This is a genomic window from Salmonella sp. SAL04196, from assembly GCF_046550835.1.
Taxonomy (GTDB): Bacteria; Pseudomonadota; Gammaproteobacteria; order Enterobacterales; family Enterobacteriaceae; genus Salmonella; species Salmonella enterica.
This window is the reverse complement of record NZ_JBGDXE010000001.1, coordinates 268,755-287,971: the sequence shown is the minus strand read 5'-3', so window position 1 is coordinate 287,971 and position 19,217 is coordinate 268,755. Positions and strand designations below refer to the sequence as shown.

Genomic DNA, 19,217 nt, shown 5'->3' with positions numbered 1-19,217 from the left:
CCCTATGTTGCTACAGTGGCCTCAATGTTTCAACGACCAGAAGATCTTTTCTGCCAGACCTTGCGAAATACCCGGCACTTTTGCAATTTCTTCTACGCTGGCGTTACGTAGTCCTTGCAAACCGCCCATATATTTCAGCAGCATCTGGCGACGTTTAGGCCCAACGCCTTCAATAGTTTCCAGCGTACTGGTATTTTTAACCTTTGCGCGTTTTTTACGGTGTCCGCCGATCGCGTGATCGTGCGACTCATCGCGAATATGCTGAATAACATGCAGCGCCGGCGAGTCCGGCGGCAGGCTAAACCCCTCTCCTTCCGGTTCAAAAAAGAGTGTTTCCAGACCGGCCTTTCTGTCTGCGCCTTTGGCGACGCCGAGCAACAAAGGGCGATGCTTATCCCAGGGGACATCCAGCTCAGCGAAAACGGCTTTCGCCTGGGCGAGCTGCCCTTTTCCGCCGTCGATCAGAATAACGTCCGGAATCTTACTTTCTTCTATGGCCTTGCCATAACGCCGACGTAGCACCTGATTCATCGCCGCGTAGTCATCACCCGGCGTGATGCCCGCGATATTATAACGACGATACTCGGCGCGTAACGGCCCGTTAGCGTCAAATACCACACAGGATGCGACCGTTTGCTCCCCCATGGTATGGCTGATGTCAAAACACTCCATCCGCTTGATAGCAGGAAGTTTTAATACCGCCGCCAGCGCAGTCAAACGCTGCGTGATGGTGGACTGCTGCGAAAGTTTTGTAATTAAGGCCGTTGCCGCGTTGGTCCGCGCCAGCTTGAGATAACGGGCGCGATCGCCGCGCGGTTTTGTCTGGACATGAATACGCCGTCCGGCAAGCTCCGACAACGAGTCGGCGAGCAGCGTTTTATCACTCAGATTAAAATCGAGCAGTATCTCGCCCGGTAGCGTGCGCATCTGGCTACCCTGCAGGTAAAACTGCCCGACAAAGGTTTCCACCACTTCGCCCAGTTCCGTACCGCCAGGCACTTTTGGAAAATAGCTGCGGCTGCCCAGCACCTTACCCTGGCGAATAAACAGCACATGCACACAGGCCATACCCGCATCGAAAGCCACGCCGATAACGTCGAGATCGTCGCCCGCATTGGAGACAAACTGTCTCTCCGTGACCCGGCGTACCGCCTGGATCTGATCGCGAATACGCGCCGCCTCTTCAAATGCCAAATCCTGGCTGGCCTTTTCCATCCGGGCAATCAGCTGTGTTAAGACCTGGTCGTCCTTGCCGGACAAAAACAACCGGACATACTCCACCTGTTGCGTGTACTCCTCCTCGCTGACCAGTCCTGCAACGCAGGGGCCTAAGCAGCGACCAATCTGGTATTGCAGGCAAGGACGCGAGCGGTTGCGATACACGCTGTTTTCGCACTGGCGGATAGGGAAAATTTTCTGTAACAGCGCCAGCGTTTCCCGCACGGCATAGCCGTTAGGAAATGGGCCGAAGTACTCGCCTTTCGCATGTTTAGCGCCACGGTGCATCGCCAGACGCGGATGGGTATCGCCGCTCAGAAAAATAAAAGGATAGGATTTATCATCACGCAACAACACGTTGTAACGCGGTTGATACAACTTGATGTAATTATGCTCAAGCAGCAGCGCTTCCGTTTCGGTATGCGTTACCGTGACATCAATGTGTTGAATTTGCGCAACTAGCGCTTCGGTTTTACGCGAAGCCAGGTTGCTGCGAAAGTAGCTGGAAAGACGCTTTTTCAGGTCTTTTGCTTTACCAACATAGATAACCGTACCGCCGGCGTCATACATACGATAGACACCGGGTTGGCTGGTAACGGTTTTCAAAAACGCCTTTGCGTCAAATATTTCACTCACTGGCTTGTTAACGTCTCCGCATTACACAGGCCATGGCGGATTGCCAGGTGAGTCAGCTCAACATCACCATGAATGTTTAATTTACTGAACATACGATAGCGATAGCTGTTCACCGTTTTAGGACTGAGATTCAGCTGTTCTGAAATCTCATTGACCTTCTGACCCTTGGTGATCATCAGCATAATCTGCAACTCGCGTTCAGACAAACTGGCGAACGGCGTTTCCGTTTTTGCAGGCTCGATCTGACTGAGCGCCATCTGCTGAGCGATATCGGAGGCGATATAACGTTGTCCGGAATACACCGAACGAATAGCGCTCACCACCTCCTGAGGCGCAGCGCCTTTGCTGAGATAGCCAGCTGCGCCAGCCTGCATCACTTTGGCGGGCAACGGGTTCTCCGTATGGACGGTCAGCATGATCACTTTGATATCCGCTGTCGATCGGGCAATTTTACGCGTTGCCTCAAGGCCGCCAATACCGGGCATGTTCATATCCATCAGCACGACGTCAACGGCGTTAGTACGGCACCATTTTACCGCATCCTCTCCGCAGCACGCTTCACCGACAACTTTAATGCCCTTTATATCTTCAAGAATGCGTCGTATCCCTGCGCGCACCAGTTCGTGGTCATCAACAAGAAGAACGTTGATCAAAGGAATATCTCCAGAATAGGGATAACGCTACTGATAGTTAATCGTCCTTATATTAGCTGGTTTTATCTCAACTTTGAAACGTAAAAAAACACCGGGTATTCGATTTTGCTCTCGTTTTTGGAAATTATGTTGTACGTCATGTGGCAACTGCCAACGTTGTAGCCCCTTCTGGCGGCGCTGTCCCGCGCTGCTATTTCATAATGGTGACAAAAATTTCACGTTCCGCTGTCTAAACACTAATTAGAGAATCAACTTTGTAACAATAATTAACGAGTGAAATACGCGTAATAAACAAAGAATGAAGAAAATATATGCATCACGCGGCAACGTTTATTTTGTGGGTAAACCTTCCCCTTTTTGATCAAAAAACAACCACTGCTATTTTTAGCGTAGCTTATGGTATACTCCGCCGCCTTAACATCTGCTATCGCACATTTTCACTGAAACATAACGAGGAAAATAAATGAGTACGCCTGATTTTTCCACCGCTGAGAATAATCAAGAACTGGCTACTGAAGTCAACTGCCTGAAAGCCATGTTAACGCTGATGCTGCAGGCGATGGGCCAGGCCGATGCAGGGCGCGTGATTCTTAAAATGGAAAAACAGATCGCGCAGATGGATGATGAAGCACAAGCGGCGGTATTTTCCAGTACGGTTAAGCAAATTAAACAAGCTTACCGCCAGTAGTAAAAAACCGGCTGTTAGCATCGCTTTCAGCCGGTTTCGCGTCTGGCGCGAAGCATCGTCAGCACGTCATATCAGACCTGTCGCCGCAGCGTAGCAGGCAATCTGTGTTTTATTTGGCGCATTGAATTTCTTCTGCATGTTTTTCTGATGGAAGTTAACGGTATTTTCAGAAATCGACAGAATAATGGCGATCTCCGATGAGGTCTTCCCTTCCGCCGTCCACTTCAGAATCTCTTTCTCACGTTTACTGAAACGCATCTCAGGCGCCATCACCATGTCGTCTTCAAATCTTGTCAGCGCCGAAAGACTCTCCCGCGCCAGCAGTTGCAACCTCAGCTCCACTTCATCGTAGGTAAACGAGGAGCAGCGTAAACTGCTTCGGGAGAAAGATAAAAAGCCCAGCGCCCGGTTCGGCAACATCACACACTGGGTTACGCCTCTGCGTAATCCGAAACGCTGGGCGGCATCCCACATCGCCTGCGCTTCATGAAATAGCATGTCATCCCAATGTAAATGACCCTGCCTGAAATTTTCCGGCTTTAATACCGGATCGATCGCAAAATAGTTTTCGGACTGATAATGCGTTACCCACGCCGGAGGATAAGTGGTACGAAGCGATATTTTAGGCCGGGTAAAGGGAACGGGATGACGAACACACAGGGCATAATAATCAAATTCCAGCCGCTGTGTCTGATATTGCAATTCAGTATAAACATCCTCTGCTGCCGCCATCTCCTGAAAGCGTAACAACATTGCGCGTCGCCAGGTGAAGAAATCATTTTCCTGCATATTTTATGGTCACGCCTTTGATATTGATAATCATTATTATGAATGACTTAAATTAACACATAAATAGTGTTTATATATAAGAAATATCGGACGAATCGTAGAATACTTGAGCGGCATTACAGTTTTTTGGCTTCCGCCTGAGAGCGAGGTTAATAATCTGGCAGAATGACTTCATAATTATTCATTGCGCTCGCCCGAGGCGCGGCTAATTCGGGCGAGCGTTGAAAAGGTATTATTTCACTAAAAATTTCTCAAGGAACTGGCGGGTACGCGGATGCTGAGGATCGGCGAACAAGGTTTTCGCCGGCCCCTGCTCAACGATTTGCCCCTGATCCATAAATATTGCCCGATCAGCCACGTCACGCGCAAAGCTCATTTCGTGAGTGACGATCACCATCGTGCGCTTTTCCTGCGCCAGCTGGCGAATCGTATTAAGCACCTCGCCGACTAATTCAGGATCAAGCGCCGACGTCGGCTCATCAAACAGAATCACTTCCGGGCGCATCGCCAGCGCGCGTGCAATCGCCACGCGCTGCTGTTGCCCGCCCGACAGGCGGCGCGGATAACGGGTCTCTTTACCAGCCAACCCGACTTTGGCTAACAGTTCCCGCGCCAGCGCCGTCGCCTCGGCTTTCGGCTCTCCCTTTACAATCACCGGACCTTCAATGATATTTTCCAGCACGGTACGATGCGGGAACAGGTTAAAACTCTGAAAGACAAAGCCGACATGCTGACGTAGCTGGCGAATCAACCCTTTTTGCTGGCTGAATGGGCGGGCGGTATCGATGATAATATCGCCTACTTTAATGGTGCCCGCTTCCGGTTGTTCCAGCAGGTTAATGCAGCGTAATAACGTTGTCTTCCCTGAGCCGCTCGGGCCGATAATGGCGACGACTTCTCCGGGCTTCACCTCAAGGTCGATACCGTGCAGCACCGTTTGACCATGAAATTTTTTGACCAGGTTGGTGACTTCGATCGCACTCATTTTGGCTCTCTCTCCTGGCGGTTAAGCTGGTTTTCAAAATAGTTTTGCAGTGCCGATAAGACGGTCGCCATTACCCAGTAGATTAACGACGCGGCCAGATACATGGTAAACACCTCCAGCGTTCGCGAGGTAATTAACTGCGCCTGGCGGAACAACTCCGGCACCTGAATCGTCGCGGCGAGCGACGTATCTTTCACCAGGCTGATAAAGCTGTTGCTCAACGGCGGAAGCGCGACGCGAGCCGCCTGCGGCAAAATAGCGCGACGTAGCGTTTGCCACGGCGTCATGCCAATGCTCGCCGCCGCTTCCCATTGTCCCTTGTCGATAGCCGAGATCGCCGCGCGCAGCGTCTCGGACGTGTAAGCCGCGGTATTGAGCGATAAACCAATCATCGCCGCCGGGATAGGGTCCAGCTCAATCCCAAATTGCGGCAGGCCGTAATAGATCATAAATAACTGGGCGATAAGCGGCGTACCGCGAAAAATCGAGATATAAAAGCGCGCCAGCCAGCGAACCGGCCATAGCGGAGACATCCGCATCAGCGCCAGCACAAATCCCAGCAGCAGACCAAAAAACATACCGCCAATACTCAGTTGCAGGGTAAAGACGGCGCCTTTAAGCAAATACGGCAGCGATTCAATAACCAGTTGGATACTTTCTTGCATTCGCGTTGATTACCTGGAGGTTATACATGAGGATGGTAGGCAAACAGCGCAGGCGCCCCACCGGTGTGAATAAAGAGAATCGGCCCGTCATCGTTAAAGCGTTTCTGGCTGATGCCGTCTATCAGACCCGCCATCGCTTTGCCGGTATATACCGGATCCAGCAGCACCCCCTCCAGGCTCGCCAGCAGTTTCACCGCCTCCATCCCCGCGTCATTTGGCACGCCGTACCCCGGGGCAAAATAGTCATCCCATAAATGAATATCCGCCGTCGCCGTCAGCGCCAGCTGACCGGCAATAGCCTGCTGCAAGGCAATTACTTTGGGTTTCTGCTCGGCGACAGCACGTGAAACGGTCACGCCAATTAGTTCGACATCCGGCATCAGATGTTCCAGCCCGACAGCTAACCCGGCGTGCGTTCCGGCGCTGCCGGAGGCCACCACTACCGAAGAGAGCCCGACGACCTCTTCACACTGCTGGGCGATTTCCAGGGCGCTCTCTACGTATCCCATTGCGCCCAGCGCGCTGGAGCCGCCGACCGGAATCACATAGGGCCTGAACCCTTGCGCTTCAATGCGCGTCGCCAGCGTTTGCAGCTGCGCATCCGGATCGGTTAGCGCATCGCACATCTCAATTTGTGTATTAAATAAATCCAGTAACAGGCGATTACCATTCGTCAGGTAATTTTCCGCGGTGGTACCGATTGGATTTTCCAGCAAAGCGACGCAATGCAGCCCCAATTTGGCCGCGACCGCCGCCGTCTGACGGACATGGTTCGACTGAATCGCCCCTGCGGTTATCAGCGTATCCGCCCCTTCTCGCAGCGCGTCGGCCACCAGAAACTCCAGCTTGCGCAGTTTATTGCCGCCCATTGCAATGGGCGTAACGTCATCGCGCTTAATGTAAATCTCACGGCCAAGATAATCAGACAATCGCGGCAGGTATTCGAGCGGGGTCGGCGCGCCGATAAGCTCCAGGCGAGGGAAGCGCGTTAAGTGATGTAGTGGCATTGAGCCTCCGGTAACGTTGTGGTGTGTTCTTTTTATTATGCACGTTGATCTAACGGAAATAAAAAAGGCGCCGATTCACGCGCCTCCGTTTGCTGACATAGTATGAGGTTGATATTGCCCGGCGGCGCTCTGCCTGCCGGGCAACGTAGAGCATTATTGGGTCACGTCAGCGCCAAACCATTTTTCAGAGAGCGCTTTTAAGGTGCCATCTTTTTGCATTTCCGCAATGGCGTTATCTACCGCCTTCAGCAAGTCTTCGTTGCCTTTACGTAACGCAACGCCGGACTCCTGACGCGAAAACGCATCACCGGTGACAGCCAGCGTACCTTTGGTTTTTTTCACCAGATCCAGCGCCGCCAGACGATCGACTAAAATCGCGTCAATACGGCCTACGCGCAGATCCTGGTATTTTGTAGGATCATCGTCATAAGTACGGATATCCACACCCTGAACATGTTGACGTAGCCACTCTTCATAGTTAGTCCCCAGCCCAACGCCAACTTTTTTGCCCTGCAGATCGGCCGCCGTTTTGATCGTGCCTTCATTGCCTTTTTTCACCAGCGCCTGAACGCCGGAGACAGTGTAAGGCGTAGAGAAATCATACTTTTTCTTGCGGACGTCTGAAATCGTGACCTGGTTTATCACCACATCAATGCGTTTAGCGTCCAGCGACGCCAGTATTCCGTCCCATTTGGTCGGCTTCAACGACGCTTTAACGCCCAGGTGTTTTGCCAACGCCTCGGCGAAATCGACTTCAAAACCGGTTAATTTGCCGTCTTCGCCCTGAAAACTAAACGGCGGATAGGTACCTTCCAGCCCTACCAGCAGCGTGCCGCGTTCTTTAACTTTGTTCAGCAAACCCTCATCGGCAAAGCTCTTCGCGCTCATTCCCGCCACCAGCGCTACAGCCATTACTCCCATCAGTGCCTGACGTCCCAGCAGTGCTAATTTCATAGTAACCCCGAATATTGCCGTTAATGACCATAGACTGTGTCCCGCCATGGCGCATCGTCACGTCTCGCGAACCTTTGGGGGACTCAGCCTAATGTAGAAGGTTTGCCACGTTTCACCAACACGACTCTGCTACATCTTATGCTTTTTTAATATATATCAGAACTGGCGGTAAAGGGGGATTTCTGTCTGGGCGCAATCTGCTGATGCGCTTTATATTGCTGGTATTTACGTAGTGCGATACGGTAATTATTGGTGCTGGTTTGCGGCAACCATGGCGCCAGGCTTTCATCGAGAAAACCGTCCTGCAGCAGATCGTGGGAAATGTTTTGCTCGCTGAGGTAATTGCCAAGACGTCGTAAACGCACGACATATTCCCGCACCGTGCCATGGCTCATCTCGGTTTGTTCAAACAAATACTGCTTGAAACCGATAATATCGAAAAAATCACTCTGCTTTTTGCAGTGCAAATCGCCGCAAAAGCGACACAGCGCCACCCACTCCTTCTGCTCCCGCTGCCAGGCAGCGTCGTCAAGTAGCATATCCAGCTGTGAAATAGCGATTTTATTAACGATCTTGCCACGGCGAACCAGCGTAATGCGGTCAAGCAATTTGTGACAATGCGCGCAATGCGTCTGGCTGTGTTTAAAGTCTTTAAGATAGCGGCTCAAGGGCCGCCTTTTAGGTTGCTGCACCGTCATGAGAACTCCTGGTAGTCTATACGTTGTGCGGCACTTTTCGGGTGCGACCATGCGCGACCTATAACTTACCCAGTTTGGTGCGTAATCGTTTGATGGCCTGACTATGCAACTGGCTGACCCGCGATTCGCCGACTTCCAGTACCGCGCCAATCTCTTTGAGATTGAGCTCTTCCTGGTAATACAGCGTTAACACCAGTTGCTCGCGTTCCGGCAGCGATTCAATCGCATCCATTACCCGCTGTCGCAGGTCGCCCTCCAGCAGTTGATGTAACGGGTTTTCCTGTTGATGTTCTTCAGTCACCAGTTCGATGCTATCGCCATGCTCTTCCCGCCACTCATCGTAAGAGAAAAGTTGGCTGTTGTTGGTATCGAGCAACATCTGACGATACTCCGCAACAGGGATGCCAAGACGTTCCGCCACTTCGGTTTCCGTCGCATTACGCCCCAGTTCCTGCTCCAGTTGTCCCATCGCCTGCGCCACTTCGCGGGCATTACGCCGGACGCTACGCGGCACCCAATCGCGGCTGCGTAATTCATCCAGCATCGCCCCACGAATACGCTGCACTGCGTAAGTGGTAAATGCCGTTCCTTGCAAAGCGTCATATCGGTCGACCGCATTTAATAACCCGATGCCGCCCGCTTGTAGCAGATCGTCCAGTTCCACGCTCGCCGGCAATCGCACCTGCAGGCGCAATGCTTCGTGACGCACCAGCGGTACATAACGCTGCCACAGCGAGTGTTTATCCATTACACCTTCAGCGGTATACAGTGAATTCACGATAAACAGCCCTGCGTTAAATGAGTTATCGGCATGATTATCCGTTTCTACAGAGGGTTCTATCGAAGGAATAAGGCTATAAAAGAAGGGTTATTTCACTTATGTAACCTGTAGCGCCTTTTTAGCGGCTAAAAGAGCAGAATAAAATCAGCCAGATAGGATAAACGGGATGCGCAAAAGCCCACCCCGAACAAAACTATGTCAGAAGATGAATCATCGACAGATCGTCGCCAGTACGCACCGTTTCTATATGGCGATGAAAATTCGCCGCCACCTCGCTGTTATGCTGGCTGCGGGAGTGAAAGCTATACACAATATTAGTAACGTCATCCCACTCAAGCCGCCCGCGCTCATGCACGCTGGCTGCCGTTAATAGCTTAATAAACGCATATTCCGCCACGATAATATACAGCGCGCGTAACGGGTCGACATTCGGCTGGTTGGGGAAATTATTTTCCCAAATTTTATAGAGAATTAAATTTCTGAAGGCCCAGTTCTTCTGCTGCTCATCCGCCTGTAAACAGCGCGCTAATGAGGACTCAATATCGCTAACCTTCTGCTCCATTGAGACGCCCTCTTCCGCCGTCAGCACCCGCAGAAGGCACTGGATATAGTGATCGAGGATAACACTGCCACGACTAAGCGGGAGCGAGCGGAAATAGTCCTGCATCTGCAATACCAGCGAGGTTTTTACCTTGCTGTCCGGCGCGATATTCATTAACTCCTGCGCCAGCACGCCGGTCTGCAACTGTTCAAGTAACGCGGCATACACCTGTTCCAGTTCGCCCAGCGCGGCATCATCTATTTTGGCAAATTTCTGCGTATACATGACAAATTTAATCAACGCATAGAGCGCGGCTTCCGTACTGCTGTTGGCATGGTTGATCAGACTCAGGCAAAACAGATTGAGTAACTTTTGCTGCGCTGGGAATAACGGCGCAGTATTGAATGTCTGCTGAATGATAGTTTTTTCGCCGAGCGCCATCGCGTCAGGATCGTTTAAAATGCGGGACGTCACCTCCGGGCAGGCAAGACTCAGGGAGTTACGTACCTCATTTTTATAGGTATGGTGCGCCCGCGGGAAAGAGGAACAGGTATGACTTAATGCCTTTGCGCCTAACGTTTTTTGTACCCGGCACAGACGGTCCTCATCCAGATAGGGACAATTCCCCAGCGCCGAAGGCAGCTTAATTTCGCCCCAGTGGCTGTTGTTCTTTTTCAGCAGAATAATATTATCTTGCGCGATGGTACGAATCGTCGCGTCTTTACTGGCGAGATACTTTTTAACCGTCGTCTTATCCAGCGTGATTTTCCAGCCCTTACAACAGTGGTCGCGGCAGGCCGAGCCAGAACAGGAAAAGCGGGTGACAAAGGCAGGTTCAGTGACGGTGATTTCTTTCATTACACAGGCTCCGGAATTAAAAAAGGCAGCTTTCGCTGCCTTGATTGTGTACCACGTGTCGGTGAATCAATCGCCGGATTAACGCAGTAAAGAGAGGACGTTTTGCGGAACCTGGTTCGCCTGCGCCAGAACGGAGGTACCGGCCTGCTGCAGGATCTGCGCGCGAGACATGTTGGAAACTTCGGTCGCGTAGTCGGAATCTTCGATACGGCTACGGGCAGAAGACAGGTTATTTACGGTATTGCCCAGGTTGGTGATAGCGGAGTTGAAACGGTTCTGTACCGCACCCAGGTCAGAACGCAGCGCATCAACCTGCGCCAGCGCGGCATCAATTTTAGCCAGCGGGTTTTCGGTGGTTGTAGCAGCCGCTTCAGCCAGCTCTGGCTGTGCTTTGAAGTTGTGACCAGCAGCTTTGCTGGCATTATAGGTTTTACCGTCGATAGAAACGACTTCAGTTTTACCGTCTGCGCCACCCAGTTGGTTCAGTGCAGTTTTAGTGTTGCCGCCTTTATCGGTATATTCAGTGGTGTTAATGCTGAACGATCCATCTTTATTTTTTGTTGCAGCATAAATATTAGCCCCAACTTTAACACCGAAACCGCCATCAATAGTCTTACCGTTTTTATCCGTATAAGACATCGTAACTAATTGGCCTTTTGCAGCATCAGCAGCACTAATACCACTGTCGGTCAACTGATCTTTAACTGCTGTACTGAGAGCTACAGGTTTTGGCTGCGTTTCGGTTACTGCCGTCGCCGTGGCTGGCATGCCTCCTGTCACTTTCGTGGTTGTCGGCATTGTAACAGTGCCATCATCTGCAACACTAACTTCATAAACACCATTTTTAGTAGCGTCGCCAGCGGTTAAACCTTCTACTTCAATAAAATATTTATTATCAGTTGCATCGAAGAAGACTTTACCATCCTTAATTGCAGCAGTACCGTTTGTTGCACCACCAACACCCGTTTTAAGAGCTGCATCATTAAGACCAGTGGTATTGAGTGTTGCCCCACCGCCGCTTTTAACTGCTTCGCTCTTCACATCATATTTTTTCTGCACATTCAGCGTATCCAGACCCAGGGTCTGAGAGTTGATCTGCTTCAGATCGATATCGATAGTTTCACCGTCGTTGGCACCAACCTGGATGGTCAGGGTGTTGTCCTGCGCCAGGACTTTCACGCCGTTGAACTGAGTCTGGCCGGATACACGGTCGATTTCGTTCAGGCGCTGGGTGATTTCAGCCTGGATGGAGTCGAGGTCAGACTGGGAGTTGGTGCTGTTAGCAGACTGAACCGCCAGTTCACGCACACGCTGCAGGTTGTTGTTGATTTCGTTCAGCGCGCCTTCAGTGGTCTGCGCAATAGAAATACCGTCGTTAGCGTTACGGGAAGCCTGAGTCAGACCTTTGATGTTCGCGGTGAAACGGTTAGCAATCGCCTGACCTGCCGCATCGTCTTTCGCGCTGTTGATACGCAGACCGGAAGACAGACGCTCGATAGCGGTGCCCAGAGCAGACTGGGATTTGTTCAGGTTATTCTGGGTCAACAGCGACAGGCTGTTTGTATTAATGACTTGTGCCATGATCTTTTCCTTATCAATTACAACTTGATGTTATTGGGCTGTTGCCCACGGTTTCTCACCGTAACCCTTGTATCGGCACCTGAATTTCGAACTTTAGAAAATTTTTCACTTCCCCCGATCTTTTTCTTAGGCGGCGAAATAGCCGCTTTATGCATCATTATTCCGCGCATTATTTTTGCAAAATTATCATTAAACTTTGCCTCCAGATTGCCGATAACGCGCTTAACTACTGTTTGCAATCAAAAAGGAAGAAGGCATGGCTTCAATTTCATCATTAGGTGTGGGATCAAACTTACCGTTAGACCAGTTGTTGACAGACCTGACAAAGAACGAAAAAGGACGCTTAACGCCAATTACCAAACAGCAGAGCGCGAATTCGGCAAAGCTAACCGCCTATGGCACATTGAAAAGCGCATTAGAAAAATTCCAGACAGCAAATACCGCGTTAAATAAAGCGGATTTATTTAAGTCTACCGTGGCGTCCAGCACGACGGAGGATCTCAAAGTCAGTACTACCGCTGGCGCTGCCGCAGGGACTTATAAGATTAGCGTAACCCAGCTTGCCGCCGCACAGTCGCTGGCGACAAAAACCACCTTCGCGACCACCAAAGAGCAGTTGGGCGATACGTCGGTCACGTCCCGGACAATTAAAATTGAACAGCCGGGACGTAAAGAGCCGCTGGAAATTAAGCTGGATAAAGGCGACACCTCCATGGAGGCGATCCGTGACGCCATCAATGACGCCGACAGCGGTATCGCCGCCAGTATCGTTAAGGTCAAAGAGAACGAATTCCAGTTGGTGCTTACCGCCAATAGCGGTACTGACAATACGATGAAGATCACGGTGGAAGGCGATACAAAACTTAACGATCTACTCGCTTATGACAGCACCACCAATACCGGCAATATGCAAGAGCTGGTGAAAGCAGAAAACGCGAAGCTGAACGTAAACGGCATCGACATTGAGCGTCAGAGCAATACCGTAACCGACGCCCCTCAGGGAATTACACTCACCCTGACCAAGAAAGTGACCGACGCGACCGTGACGGTAACGAAAGATGATACCAAGGCGAAAGAGGCGATTAAATCCTGGGTGGATGCCTATAACTCGCTGGTGGATACCTTTAGCTCGTTAACCAAATATACCGCCGTTGAGCCGGGCGAAGAAGCCAGCGATAAAAACGGCGCGCTGTTAGGCGATAGTGTGGTTCGTACTATCCAGACCGGGATTCGGGCACAATTCGCCAATAGCGGCAGTAATTCTGCGTTCAAAACAATGGCGGAAATTGGCATCACCCAGGATGGGACTTCCGGCAAACTGAAGATTGATGATGATAAGCTGACCAAGGTACTGAAAGATAACACAGCCGCAGCGCGTGAGCTGCTGGTAGGCGATGGTAAAGAAACAGGTATCACCACCAAAATTGCCACCGAAGTGAAAAGTTATCTGGCGGATGACGGCATTATTGATAATGCGCAGGACAACGTTAACGCCACGCTGAAAAGCCTGACAAAACAGTACCTGTCCGTTAGCAACAGCATCGATGAAACCGTTGCCCGTTACAAGGCCCAGTTTACCCAACTGGATACCATGATGAGTAAACTGAATAACACCAGTAGTTATTTGACCCAGCAATTTACAGCTATGAACAAGTCCTGATAACAGAGGTCACCATGTACACCGCGAGCGGTATCAAAGCTTATGCGCAAGTCAGCGTGGAAAGCGCCGTGATGAGCGCCAGCCCGCATCAGTTGATTGAAATGTTGTTTGATGGCGCGAATAGCGCTCTGGTGCGCGCTCGCCTGTTTTTAGAACAAGGCGATGTTGTCGCGAAAGGTGAAGCGTTAAGCAAAGCCATTAATATTATCGATAACGGTCTGAAAGCCGGCCTCGATCAGGAAAAAGGCGGTGAGATTGCGACGAATCTTTCCGAGCTATACGACTATATGATTCGCCGTTTACTGCAGGCTAATTTGCGTAACGACGCTCAGGCCATCGAAGAAGTGGAAGGGTTACTCAGCAATATTGCAGAAGCCTGGAAACAGATTTCACCGAAAGCATCTTTCCAGGAGTCTCGTTAATGACCTCAACCGTGGAGTTTATCAACCGTTGGCAGCGTATTGCGCTGCTCAGTCAATCGCTGCTTGAACTTGCGCAGCGAGGTGAATGGGATCTCTTACTGCAACAAGAGGTCTCCTATCTGCAAAGTATTGAAACGGTGATGGAAAAGCAAACTCCACCGGGCATTACGCGAAGTATTCAGGATATGGTCGCCGGATACATCAAACAAACGCTGGATAATGAACAGCTCCTGAAAGGGCTGCTGCAACAGCGACTGGATGAACTCAGTAGTTTGATCGGACAATCCACCCGCCAAAAATCACTCAACAACGCTTATGGCCGTCTTTCCGGTATGTTACTCGTGCCAGACGCGCCTGGCGCCTCATAATATTTTCCCGTCTCGTATGAAAATTCTTCCATACTCCAGAGGTCGGCTAAACGACTTCTGGAGCACGGAAGATGAAAAACCCCACGTTATTGCAGTACTTCCACTGGTATTATCCCGACGGCGGTAAACTCTGGTCTGAGCTGGCGGAACGTGCTGATGGGCTGAATGATATCGGTATCAATATGGTCTGGCTACCGCCTGCCTGTAAAGGCGCCTCCGGCGGCTATTCCGTAGGCTATGATACCTACGACCTGTTTGACCTCGGCGAATTTGACCAAAAAGGAACTATCGCGACAAAGTACGGCGATAAACGCCAGTTACTGACGGCGATAGACGCGCTCAAAAAAAATAGTATTGCGGTGCTGCTCGACGTCGTCGTGAATCACAAAATGGGGGCAGACGAAAAAGAACGTATTCGCGTTCAGCGCGTGAATCAGGATGACCGCACGCAAATCGATGACAACATCATTGAATGCGAAGGCTGGACGCGCTACACCTTCCCTGCCCGCGCGGGCCAGTATTCCAACTTTATTTGGGACTATCACTGTTTCAGCGGCATTGATCACATCGAGAATCCCGACGAAGACGGCATTTTTAAGATCGTCAATGACTATACCGGCGATGGCTGGAACGATCAGGTTGATGATGAGATGGGTAATTTTGACTATCTGATGGGGGAAAATATCGATTTTCGCAATCACGCGGTTACGGAAGAGATTAAATATTGGGCTCGTTGGGTCATGGAACAAACCCACTGTGACGGCTTTCGCCTGGACGCGGTAAAACATATACCCGCCTGGTTTTATAAAGAATGGATTGAGCATGTACAGGCGGTTGCACCAAAACCGCTGTTTATTGTCGCAGAATACTGGTCGCATGAAGTGGATAAACTGCAAACGTACATCGATCAGGTCGACGGGAAAACCATGCTGTTCGACGCGCCGTTGCAAATGAAATTTCACGAGGCCTCGCGCCAGGGCGCGGAGTATGACATGCGCCACATTTTCACCGGCACGCTGGTAGAAGCCGACCCTTTTCATGCGGTGACGCTGGTCGCTAACCACGATACACAACCGTTACAGGCGCTGGAAGCGCCAGTAGAACCCTGGTTCAAACCATTGGCCTATGCGCTGATCCTGCTGCGTGAAAACGGCGTGCCGTCGGTGTTTTATCCCGATTTATACGGCGCCAGCTATGAGGATAGCGGCGAAAATGGCGAGACCTGTCGGGTCGACATGCCGGTGATTAACCAACTGGATCGGCTGATCCTCGCTCGTCAGCGTTTTGCGCACGGTATACAAACTCTCTTTTTCGATCATCCTAACTGTATCGCCTTTAGTCGCAGCGGTACTGAAGAGAATTCGGGCTGTGTGGTTGTACTTTCCAATGGCGACGACGGTGAAAAAACCCTCCTGCTCGGCGACAATTACGCTAACAAGACCTGGCGTGATTTTCTGGGAAACCGCAGTGAGCATGTTGTAACTAATGATCAAGGCGAAGCGACGTTCTTCTGCAACGCAGGCAGCGTCAGCGTGTGGGTCATTGAGGACGTGTGATGAGCGTTCCCGGCGGCAGAGCGCTGCCGGGAAGCGAAATTACGGCAGCGGCGTTTTTTCTAACGCGGCGGCACACTCCGGCGTCGGACGAGCGACCCGTTGCAGCGTCATGCCATCATATTCCAGAGTATTCCCGTCGCGCTCAATTTCATAGAGCTCACGCTTAACCGTAACATTGGTTAAGTCATCGGAGAGCATGGTCAGCTTGCCCGGCAGAGCAATAACGCGCTGCCACTGGCGGCAGTCCAGCGTATCGCCTTCTTTAGTCACTACCAGGCTGGCGATAGCTTCAGGGCTCACCAGCTTACGTTGCGGGCCTTTTGACTGCCAGTACCCTTCCAGACCGGCCGGCGCGGGCGTTTTCACCACATCATTATAGTTTTCCACCTCGGCGCATCCGGCCAGAACCAGCAATGCTCCAACGATCGCTACTTTTTTCATCATTCATCCTGCATCAGAAGAAAGAGGAATTGTGGCATTAAAGCCCTGACGCCGCCAGCCTTTCCAGGCGCTGACCGCAATTTGATCCAGTCGGTATTACCGCTTATTAGGTGTAGGCAAATTCTGTGATCGGTGTAGTATGCGCACTTCTTGTTTCACACCTTCTGAGTTCAGAGGCTAAACACATGTCATGGCAACACTTCAAGCAAACCTGGTTAATTAAATTCTGGGCGCCGGCCCCTGCGGTGATCGCAGCCGGTATTCTCTCTACCTACTATTTTGGCATCACCGGCACGTTCTGGGCCGTGACGGGCGAATTTACCCGCTGGGGCGGGCAAATTTTGCAGCTTTTTGGCGTTCATGCCGAACAGTGGGGCTACTACAAGCTGATTCATCTGGAAGGTACGCCGCTGACGCGTATCGACGGCATGATGATCCTCGGCATGTTCGGCGGCTGTTTCGCCGCGGCGCTGTGGGCCAACAACGTAAAACTGCGTATGCCGCGCAGCCGAATCCGTATCGTACAGGCGGTGGTCGGAGGCATGATCGCTGGCTTCGGCGCGCGTCTGGCGATGGGGTGTAACCTGGCCGCCTTTTTTACCGGGATCCCGCAGTTCTCCCTACACGCGTGGTTCTTTGCGCTGGCGACCGCTATCGGCTCCTGGTTCGGCGCCCGCTTTACGTTGCTGCCGATATTTCGCATACCGGTGAAAATGCAGAAGGTCTCCGCGGCTTCACCACTGACGCAGAAACCGGATCAGGCAAGACGGCGTTTCAGGCTCGGTATGCTGGTCTTTATCGGCATGATTGGCTGGGCGTTATTAACGGCAATGCATCAGCCGAAACTGGGGCTGGCGATGCTGTTCGGCGTCGGGTTTGGGCTGCTGATCGAGCGCGCGCAAATCTGCTTTACCTCGGCCTTTCGCGATCTGTGGATCTCCGGACGCGCCCATATGGCGAAAGCGATTATTTTCGGCATGGCGGTCAGCGCCATTGGTATTTTCAGCTACGTGCAGTTGGGCGTTGCACCTAAAATTATGTGGGCTGGCCCGAATGCGGTCATTGGCGGACTGCTGTTCGGTTTTGGCATCGTGCTGGCGGGCGGCTGCGAAACCGGCTGGATGTACCGCGCCGTAGAAGGCCAGGTGCATTACTGGTGGGTGGGCCTCGGCAATGTCATCGGTTCGACCATCCTGGCTTACTACTGGGATGATTTCGCGCCCGCGCTGGCGACCAGTTGGGATAAAGTTAACCTGCTGAATACCTTTGGTCCGCTGGGCGGTCTGCTGGTCACCTACCTGTTATTATTTGCCGCGCTGATGTTAATTATCGGCTGGGAAAAACGTTTTTTCCGCCGTGCGGGGCTGACGCCTGCTAAGGAATCTGTATGAAAAATATCGTCCCTGATTACCGTCTGGATATGGTTGGCGAACCTTGTCCGTACCCGGCGGTCGCCACTCTGGAAGCGATGCCGCAGCTAAAAAAAGGGGAGATCCTGGAGGTGGTGAGCGACTGTCCGCAGTCCATTAATAATATTCCACTGGATGCGCGCAATCACGGCTATACGGTGCTGGATATCCAGCAGGATGGCCCGACAATTCGTTATCTGATTCAAAAATAAACGCATGCTCCCGCTGTACGTTACGGCGGGAGACCTTTTACGGCGTAACCGGCAAAAATCTAAAACGCATAAAAGAAATCAGACAAGGTCGTCTTGTGCGCCGTGGCATAAATCTATTATATAACGTATACCGTTTTAATTTTGTCTGAGTCGATGAAAAACCCATGACTATTTTAAGCAAAACATAAAATAATTATTATTTTCCCTCTACGTCATAAAAGACTATCAGGTATTTATATTTTTACTCACTGACATTATCAGGTGATGATTTATTTATGCACAGCAGAAGCCAAAAAAATGATAAAAATTATTTTCATCTCCATTATTGGAGTCGTCTGTCTTGCCGCTGCCCGTTACTCACCCGTCACAGTGGTCAATGCACATCCGAGCGCCATTGCCCACTGTCTCGCTGATAATCTGTCCCCGTATGGGTATATACTGGATCTCCATGAAACAGATATTCCAGGCATTAGTAAAGAATTTACCGTGTATTATCGCAACGGCGCATATATTGCAGGAACATTCTGGATTGCAAACTCAATGACAATAGCCTCAGAACGAATAGTAGGAATGAATGGCGTCAGTAAACAGGCGTACCCTATTTTTAATAAGTCCCTGCAACAATGTGCAACCCGCTTATCAATAAAATGAGCGCGCCTCGCAAAAAACAAGCCCACATAATCACGCACTGGTTGCATGGGCGTCGCGTCCCCCGCCGCTGACCTAGGTAAGCGCCCGGGAGTTCGTTGCGGATGGGTTTTCAGCCCTGGCTTAAACCTGCATGGACATGACTTCCTGATACGCGGCGACCAGCTTATTGCGCACCTGAATCCCCATTTGCATGGAGACGGACGCTTTTTGCATATCAGCCATCACGTCATTAAGCGCAATGCCCGGCTCACCCAGAGTGAATTTTTCCGCCTGAACGCGCGCCGTCGTCTGTCTGTCGCTAATACGATCCAGCGCAGCATGTAGCTGGCCGGCAAAACTCACCGTCGACTGCGAGTGCGTGTCTTGCCCGCGCGCGGCCATCGCCGTCGCCTGCAACTGGCTAATAACCCCTTCAATCCCCTGTATTGCTGCCATGCTATTCCC

At 51.3% G+C, this 19,217-nt stretch carries 22 protein-coding genes; 9 read left to right on the top strand and 13 right to left on the bottom strand.

Annotated features, from left to right (window positions below; translation table 11 throughout):
- Window positions 1-21: 21 nt before the first annotated feature.
- Together uvrC and uvrY are read right to left on the bottom strand one after the other, a co-directional pair.
- Window positions 22-1,854: an excinuclease ABC subunit UvrC gene (gene uvrC, locus ACLJPE_RS01440; protein ID WP_001289475.1), complete on the bottom strand. Its 1,833-nt coding sequence runs from the start codon at window positions 1,852-1,854 to the stop codon at window positions 22-24.
- Window positions 1,851-2,507, bottom strand: a complete 657-nt coding sequence (gene uvrY, locus ACLJPE_RS01435; protein ID WP_000611323.1) for a UvrY/SirA/GacA family response regulator transcription factor — start codon at window positions 2,505-2,507, stop codon at window positions 1,851-1,853. Before uvrY ends, uvrC begins: the two co-directional genes overlap by 4 nt.
- Window positions 2,508-2,818: 311 nt before the next feature.
- On the opposite strand from uvrY, the gene ACLJPE_RS01430 reads away from it, so the two are divergent.
- Complete coding sequence (locus ACLJPE_RS01430) at window positions 2,819-2,974, top strand: hypothetical protein (RefSeq protein WP_000546183.1); 156 nt, start codon at window positions 2,819-2,821, stop codon at window positions 2,972-2,974.
- Complete coding sequence (locus ACLJPE_RS01425; protein ID WP_000106483.1) at window positions 2,971-3,195, top strand: DUF2594 family protein; 225 nt, start codon at window positions 2,971-2,973, stop codon at window positions 3,193-3,195. Before ACLJPE_RS01430 ends, ACLJPE_RS01425 begins: the two co-directional genes overlap by 4 nt.
- Window positions 3,196-3,261: 66 nt before the next feature.
- Here the strand turns inward: ACLJPE_RS01425 and sdiA are convergent, their stop codons facing one another.
- From sdiA to ACLJPE_RS01380, 9 genes are all read right to left on the bottom strand, one after another.
- Window positions 3,262-3,984 (bottom strand): transcriptional regulator SdiA, encoded by a 723-nt coding sequence (sdiA, locus tag ACLJPE_RS01420; protein WP_001157165.1) that lies wholly within the window; start codon window positions 3,982-3,984, stop codon window positions 3,262-3,264.
- Window positions 3,985-4,216: 232 nt separating this feature from the next.
- Window positions 4,217-4,969, bottom strand: a complete 753-nt coding sequence (gene tcyN, locus ACLJPE_RS01415) for an L-cystine ABC transporter ATP-binding protein TcyN (protein ID WP_001273038.1) — start codon at window positions 4,967-4,969, stop codon at window positions 4,217-4,219.
- On the bottom strand, window positions 4,966-5,634 hold the full coding sequence (tcyL, locus tag ACLJPE_RS01410; RefSeq protein WP_001158238.1) for a cystine ABC transporter permease: 669 nt from the start codon (window positions 5,632-5,634) through the stop codon (window positions 4,966-4,968). Before tcyL ends, tcyN begins: the two co-directional genes overlap by 4 nt.
- Window positions 5,635-5,654: 20 nt before the next feature.
- Window positions 5,655-6,641 carry a D-cysteine desulfhydrase gene (gene dcyD, locus ACLJPE_RS01405; RefSeq protein WP_001128187.1) on the bottom strand — a complete coding sequence of 329 codons (987 nt, stop codon included), beginning with the start codon at window positions 6,639-6,641 and terminating at the stop codon, window positions 5,655-5,657.
- A 153-nt stretch (window positions 6,642-6,794) separates the two neighbouring features.
- Window positions 6,795-7,595, bottom strand: a complete 801-nt coding sequence (gene tcyJ / locus ACLJPE_RS01400; protein WP_000761634.1) for a cystine ABC transporter substrate-binding protein — start codon at window positions 7,593-7,595, stop codon at window positions 6,795-6,797.
- A 146-nt stretch (window positions 7,596-7,741) separates the two neighbouring features.
- Window positions 7,742-8,293 carry a flagella biosynthesis regulatory protein FliZ gene (gene fliZ / locus ACLJPE_RS01395; protein WP_000218082.1) on the bottom strand — a complete coding sequence of 184 codons (552 nt, stop codon included), beginning with the start codon at window positions 8,291-8,293 and terminating at the stop codon, window positions 7,742-7,744.
- 58 nt (window positions 8,294-8,351) lie between these two features.
- On the bottom strand, window positions 8,352-9,071 hold the full coding sequence (locus ACLJPE_RS01390) for an RNA polymerase sigma factor FliA (protein WP_001087453.1): 720 nt from the start codon (window positions 9,069-9,071) through the stop codon (window positions 8,352-8,354).
- Between the two features lie 196 nt (window positions 9,072-9,267).
- Window positions 9,268-10,473: a flagellin lysine-N-methylase gene (fliB, locus tag ACLJPE_RS01385; protein ID WP_023231002.1), complete on the bottom strand. Its 1,206-nt coding sequence runs from the start codon at window positions 10,471-10,473 to the stop codon at window positions 9,268-9,270.
- Between the two features lie 78 nt (window positions 10,474-10,551).
- Complete coding sequence (locus tag ACLJPE_RS01380; protein WP_023212507.1) at window positions 10,552-12,054, bottom strand: FliC/FljB family flagellin; 1,503 nt, start codon at window positions 12,052-12,054, stop codon at window positions 10,552-10,554.
- A gap of 256 nt (window positions 12,055-12,310) precedes the next feature.
- Between ACLJPE_RS01380 and fliD the strand changes: the two genes are divergently transcribed.
- The 4 genes from fliD to amyA all read left to right on the top strand — a co-directional run bounded on the left by fliD (window position 12,311) and on the right by amyA (window position 16,060).
- Window positions 12,311-13,714 (top strand): flagellar filament capping protein FliD, encoded by a 1,404-nt coding sequence (gene fliD, locus ACLJPE_RS01375; RefSeq protein ID WP_000146806.1) that lies wholly within the window; start codon window positions 12,311-12,313, stop codon window positions 13,712-13,714.
- Window positions 13,715-13,728: 14 nt separating this feature from the next.
- Window positions 13,729-14,136 (top strand): flagellar export chaperone FliS, encoded by a 408-nt coding sequence (gene fliS / locus ACLJPE_RS01370; protein WP_000287764.1) that lies wholly within the window; start codon window positions 13,729-13,731, stop codon window positions 14,134-14,136.
- Window positions 14,136-14,504, top strand: a complete 369-nt coding sequence (gene fliT / locus ACLJPE_RS01365) for a flagella biosynthesis regulatory protein FliT (protein WP_000204899.1) — start codon at window positions 14,136-14,138, stop codon at window positions 14,502-14,504. Before fliS ends, fliT begins: the two co-directional genes overlap by 1 nt.
- Window positions 14,505-14,575: 71 nt before the next feature.
- Complete coding sequence (gene amyA, locus ACLJPE_RS01360) at window positions 14,576-16,060, top strand: alpha-amylase (protein WP_023231003.1); 1,485 nt, start codon at window positions 14,576-14,578, stop codon at window positions 16,058-16,060.
- A gap of 39 nt (window positions 16,061-16,099) precedes the next feature.
- On the opposite strand, the gene yedD is transcribed toward amyA, so the two are convergent.
- Window positions 16,100-16,501 (bottom strand): lipoprotein YedD, encoded by a 402-nt coding sequence (gene yedD / locus ACLJPE_RS01355; protein ID WP_000754693.1) that lies wholly within the window; start codon window positions 16,499-16,501, stop codon window positions 16,100-16,102.
- 185 nt (window positions 16,502-16,686) lie between these two features.
- Between yedD and yedE the strand changes: the two genes are divergently transcribed.
- From yedE to ACLJPE_RS01340, 3 genes are all read left to right on the top strand, one after another.
- Window positions 16,687-17,892 (top strand): selenium metabolism membrane protein YedE/FdhT, encoded by a 1,206-nt coding sequence (gene yedE / locus ACLJPE_RS01350; protein WP_001531105.1) that lies wholly within the window; start codon window positions 16,687-16,689, stop codon window positions 17,890-17,892.
- Complete coding sequence (yedF, locus tag ACLJPE_RS01345; protein ID WP_000790504.1) at window positions 17,889-18,122, top strand: sulfurtransferase-like selenium metabolism protein YedF; 234 nt, start codon at window positions 17,889-17,891, stop codon at window positions 18,120-18,122. Before yedE ends, yedF begins: the two co-directional genes overlap by 4 nt.
- Window positions 18,123-18,386: 264 nt before the next feature.
- Window positions 18,387-18,773 carry a hypothetical protein gene (locus ACLJPE_RS01340; protein WP_077908838.1) on the top strand — a complete coding sequence of 129 codons (387 nt, stop codon included), beginning with the start codon at window positions 18,387-18,389 and terminating at the stop codon, window positions 18,771-18,773.
- A gap of 120 nt (window positions 18,774-18,893) precedes the next feature.
- On the opposite strand, the gene fliE is transcribed toward ACLJPE_RS01340, so the two are convergent.
- Complete coding sequence (gene fliE, locus ACLJPE_RS01335; RefSeq protein ID WP_001529222.1) at window positions 18,894-19,208, bottom strand: flagellar hook-basal body complex protein FliE; 315 nt, start codon at window positions 19,206-19,208, stop codon at window positions 18,894-18,896.
- Window positions 19,209-19,217: the final 9 nt, after the last annotated feature.

Coding starts and splice junctions, on each gene's coding strand:
- yedD (WP_000754693.1), bottom strand. CDS start 16,501: ATGAAAAAAGTAGCGATCGTTGGAGCATTGCTGGTTCTGGCCGGATGC.
- ACLJPE_RS01340 (WP_077908838.1), top strand. CDS start 18,387: ATGATTTATTTATGCACAGCAGAAGCCAAAAAAATGATAAAAATTATT.
- ACLJPE_RS01430 (WP_000546183.1), top strand. CDS start 2,819: ATGCATCACGCGGCAACGTTTATTTTGTGGGTAAACCTTCCCCTTTTT.
- ACLJPE_RS01425 (WP_000106483.1), top strand. CDS start 2,971: ATGAGTACGCCTGATTTTTCCACCGCTGAGAATAATCAAGAACTGGCT.
- ACLJPE_RS01380 (WP_023212507.1), bottom strand. CDS start 12,054: ATGGCACAAGTCATTAATACAAACAGCCTGTCGCTGTTGACCCAGAAT.
- amyA (WP_023231003.1), top strand. CDS start 14,576: ATGAAAAACCCCACGTTATTGCAGTACTTCCACTGGTATTATCCCGAC.
- sdiA (WP_001157165.1), bottom strand. CDS start 3,984: ATGCAGGAAAATGATTTCTTCACCTGGCGACGCGCAATGTTGTTACGC.
- dcyD (WP_001128187.1), bottom strand. CDS start 6,641: ATGCCACTACATCACTTAACGCGCTTCCCTCGCCTGGAGCTTATCGGC.
- fliB (WP_023231002.1), bottom strand. CDS start 10,473: ATGAAAGAAATCACCGTCACTGAACCTGCCTTTGTCACCCGCTTTTCC.
- yedE (WP_001531105.1), top strand. CDS start 16,687: ATGTCATGGCAACACTTCAAGCAAACCTGGTTAATTAAATTCTGGGCG.
- fliS (WP_000287764.1), top strand. CDS start 13,729: ATGTACACCGCGAGCGGTATCAAAGCTTATGCGCAAGTCAGCGTGGAA.
- tcyL (WP_001158238.1), bottom strand. CDS start 5,634: ATGCAAGAAAGTATCCAACTGGTTATTGAATCGCTGCCGTATTTGCTT.
- fliZ (WP_000218082.1), bottom strand. CDS start 8,293: ATGACGGTGCAGCAACCTAAAAGGCGGCCCTTGAGCCGCTATCTTAAA.
- fliD (WP_000146806.1), top strand. CDS start 12,311: ATGGCTTCAATTTCATCATTAGGTGTGGGATCAAACTTACCGTTAGAC.
- fliE (WP_001529222.1), bottom strand. CDS start 19,208: ATGGCAGCAATACAGGGGATTGAAGGGGTTATTAGCCAGTTGCAGGCG.
- yedF (WP_000790504.1), top strand. CDS start 17,889: ATGAAAAATATCGTCCCTGATTACCGTCTGGATATGGTTGGCGAACCT.
- fliT (WP_000204899.1), top strand. CDS start 14,136: ATGACCTCAACCGTGGAGTTTATCAACCGTTGGCAGCGTATTGCGCTG.
- tcyN (WP_001273038.1), bottom strand. CDS start 4,969: ATGAGTGCGATCGAAGTCACCAACCTGGTCAAAAAATTTCATGGTCAA.
- tcyJ (WP_000761634.1), bottom strand. CDS start 7,595: ATGAAATTAGCACTGCTGGGACGTCAGGCACTGATGGGAGTAATGGCT.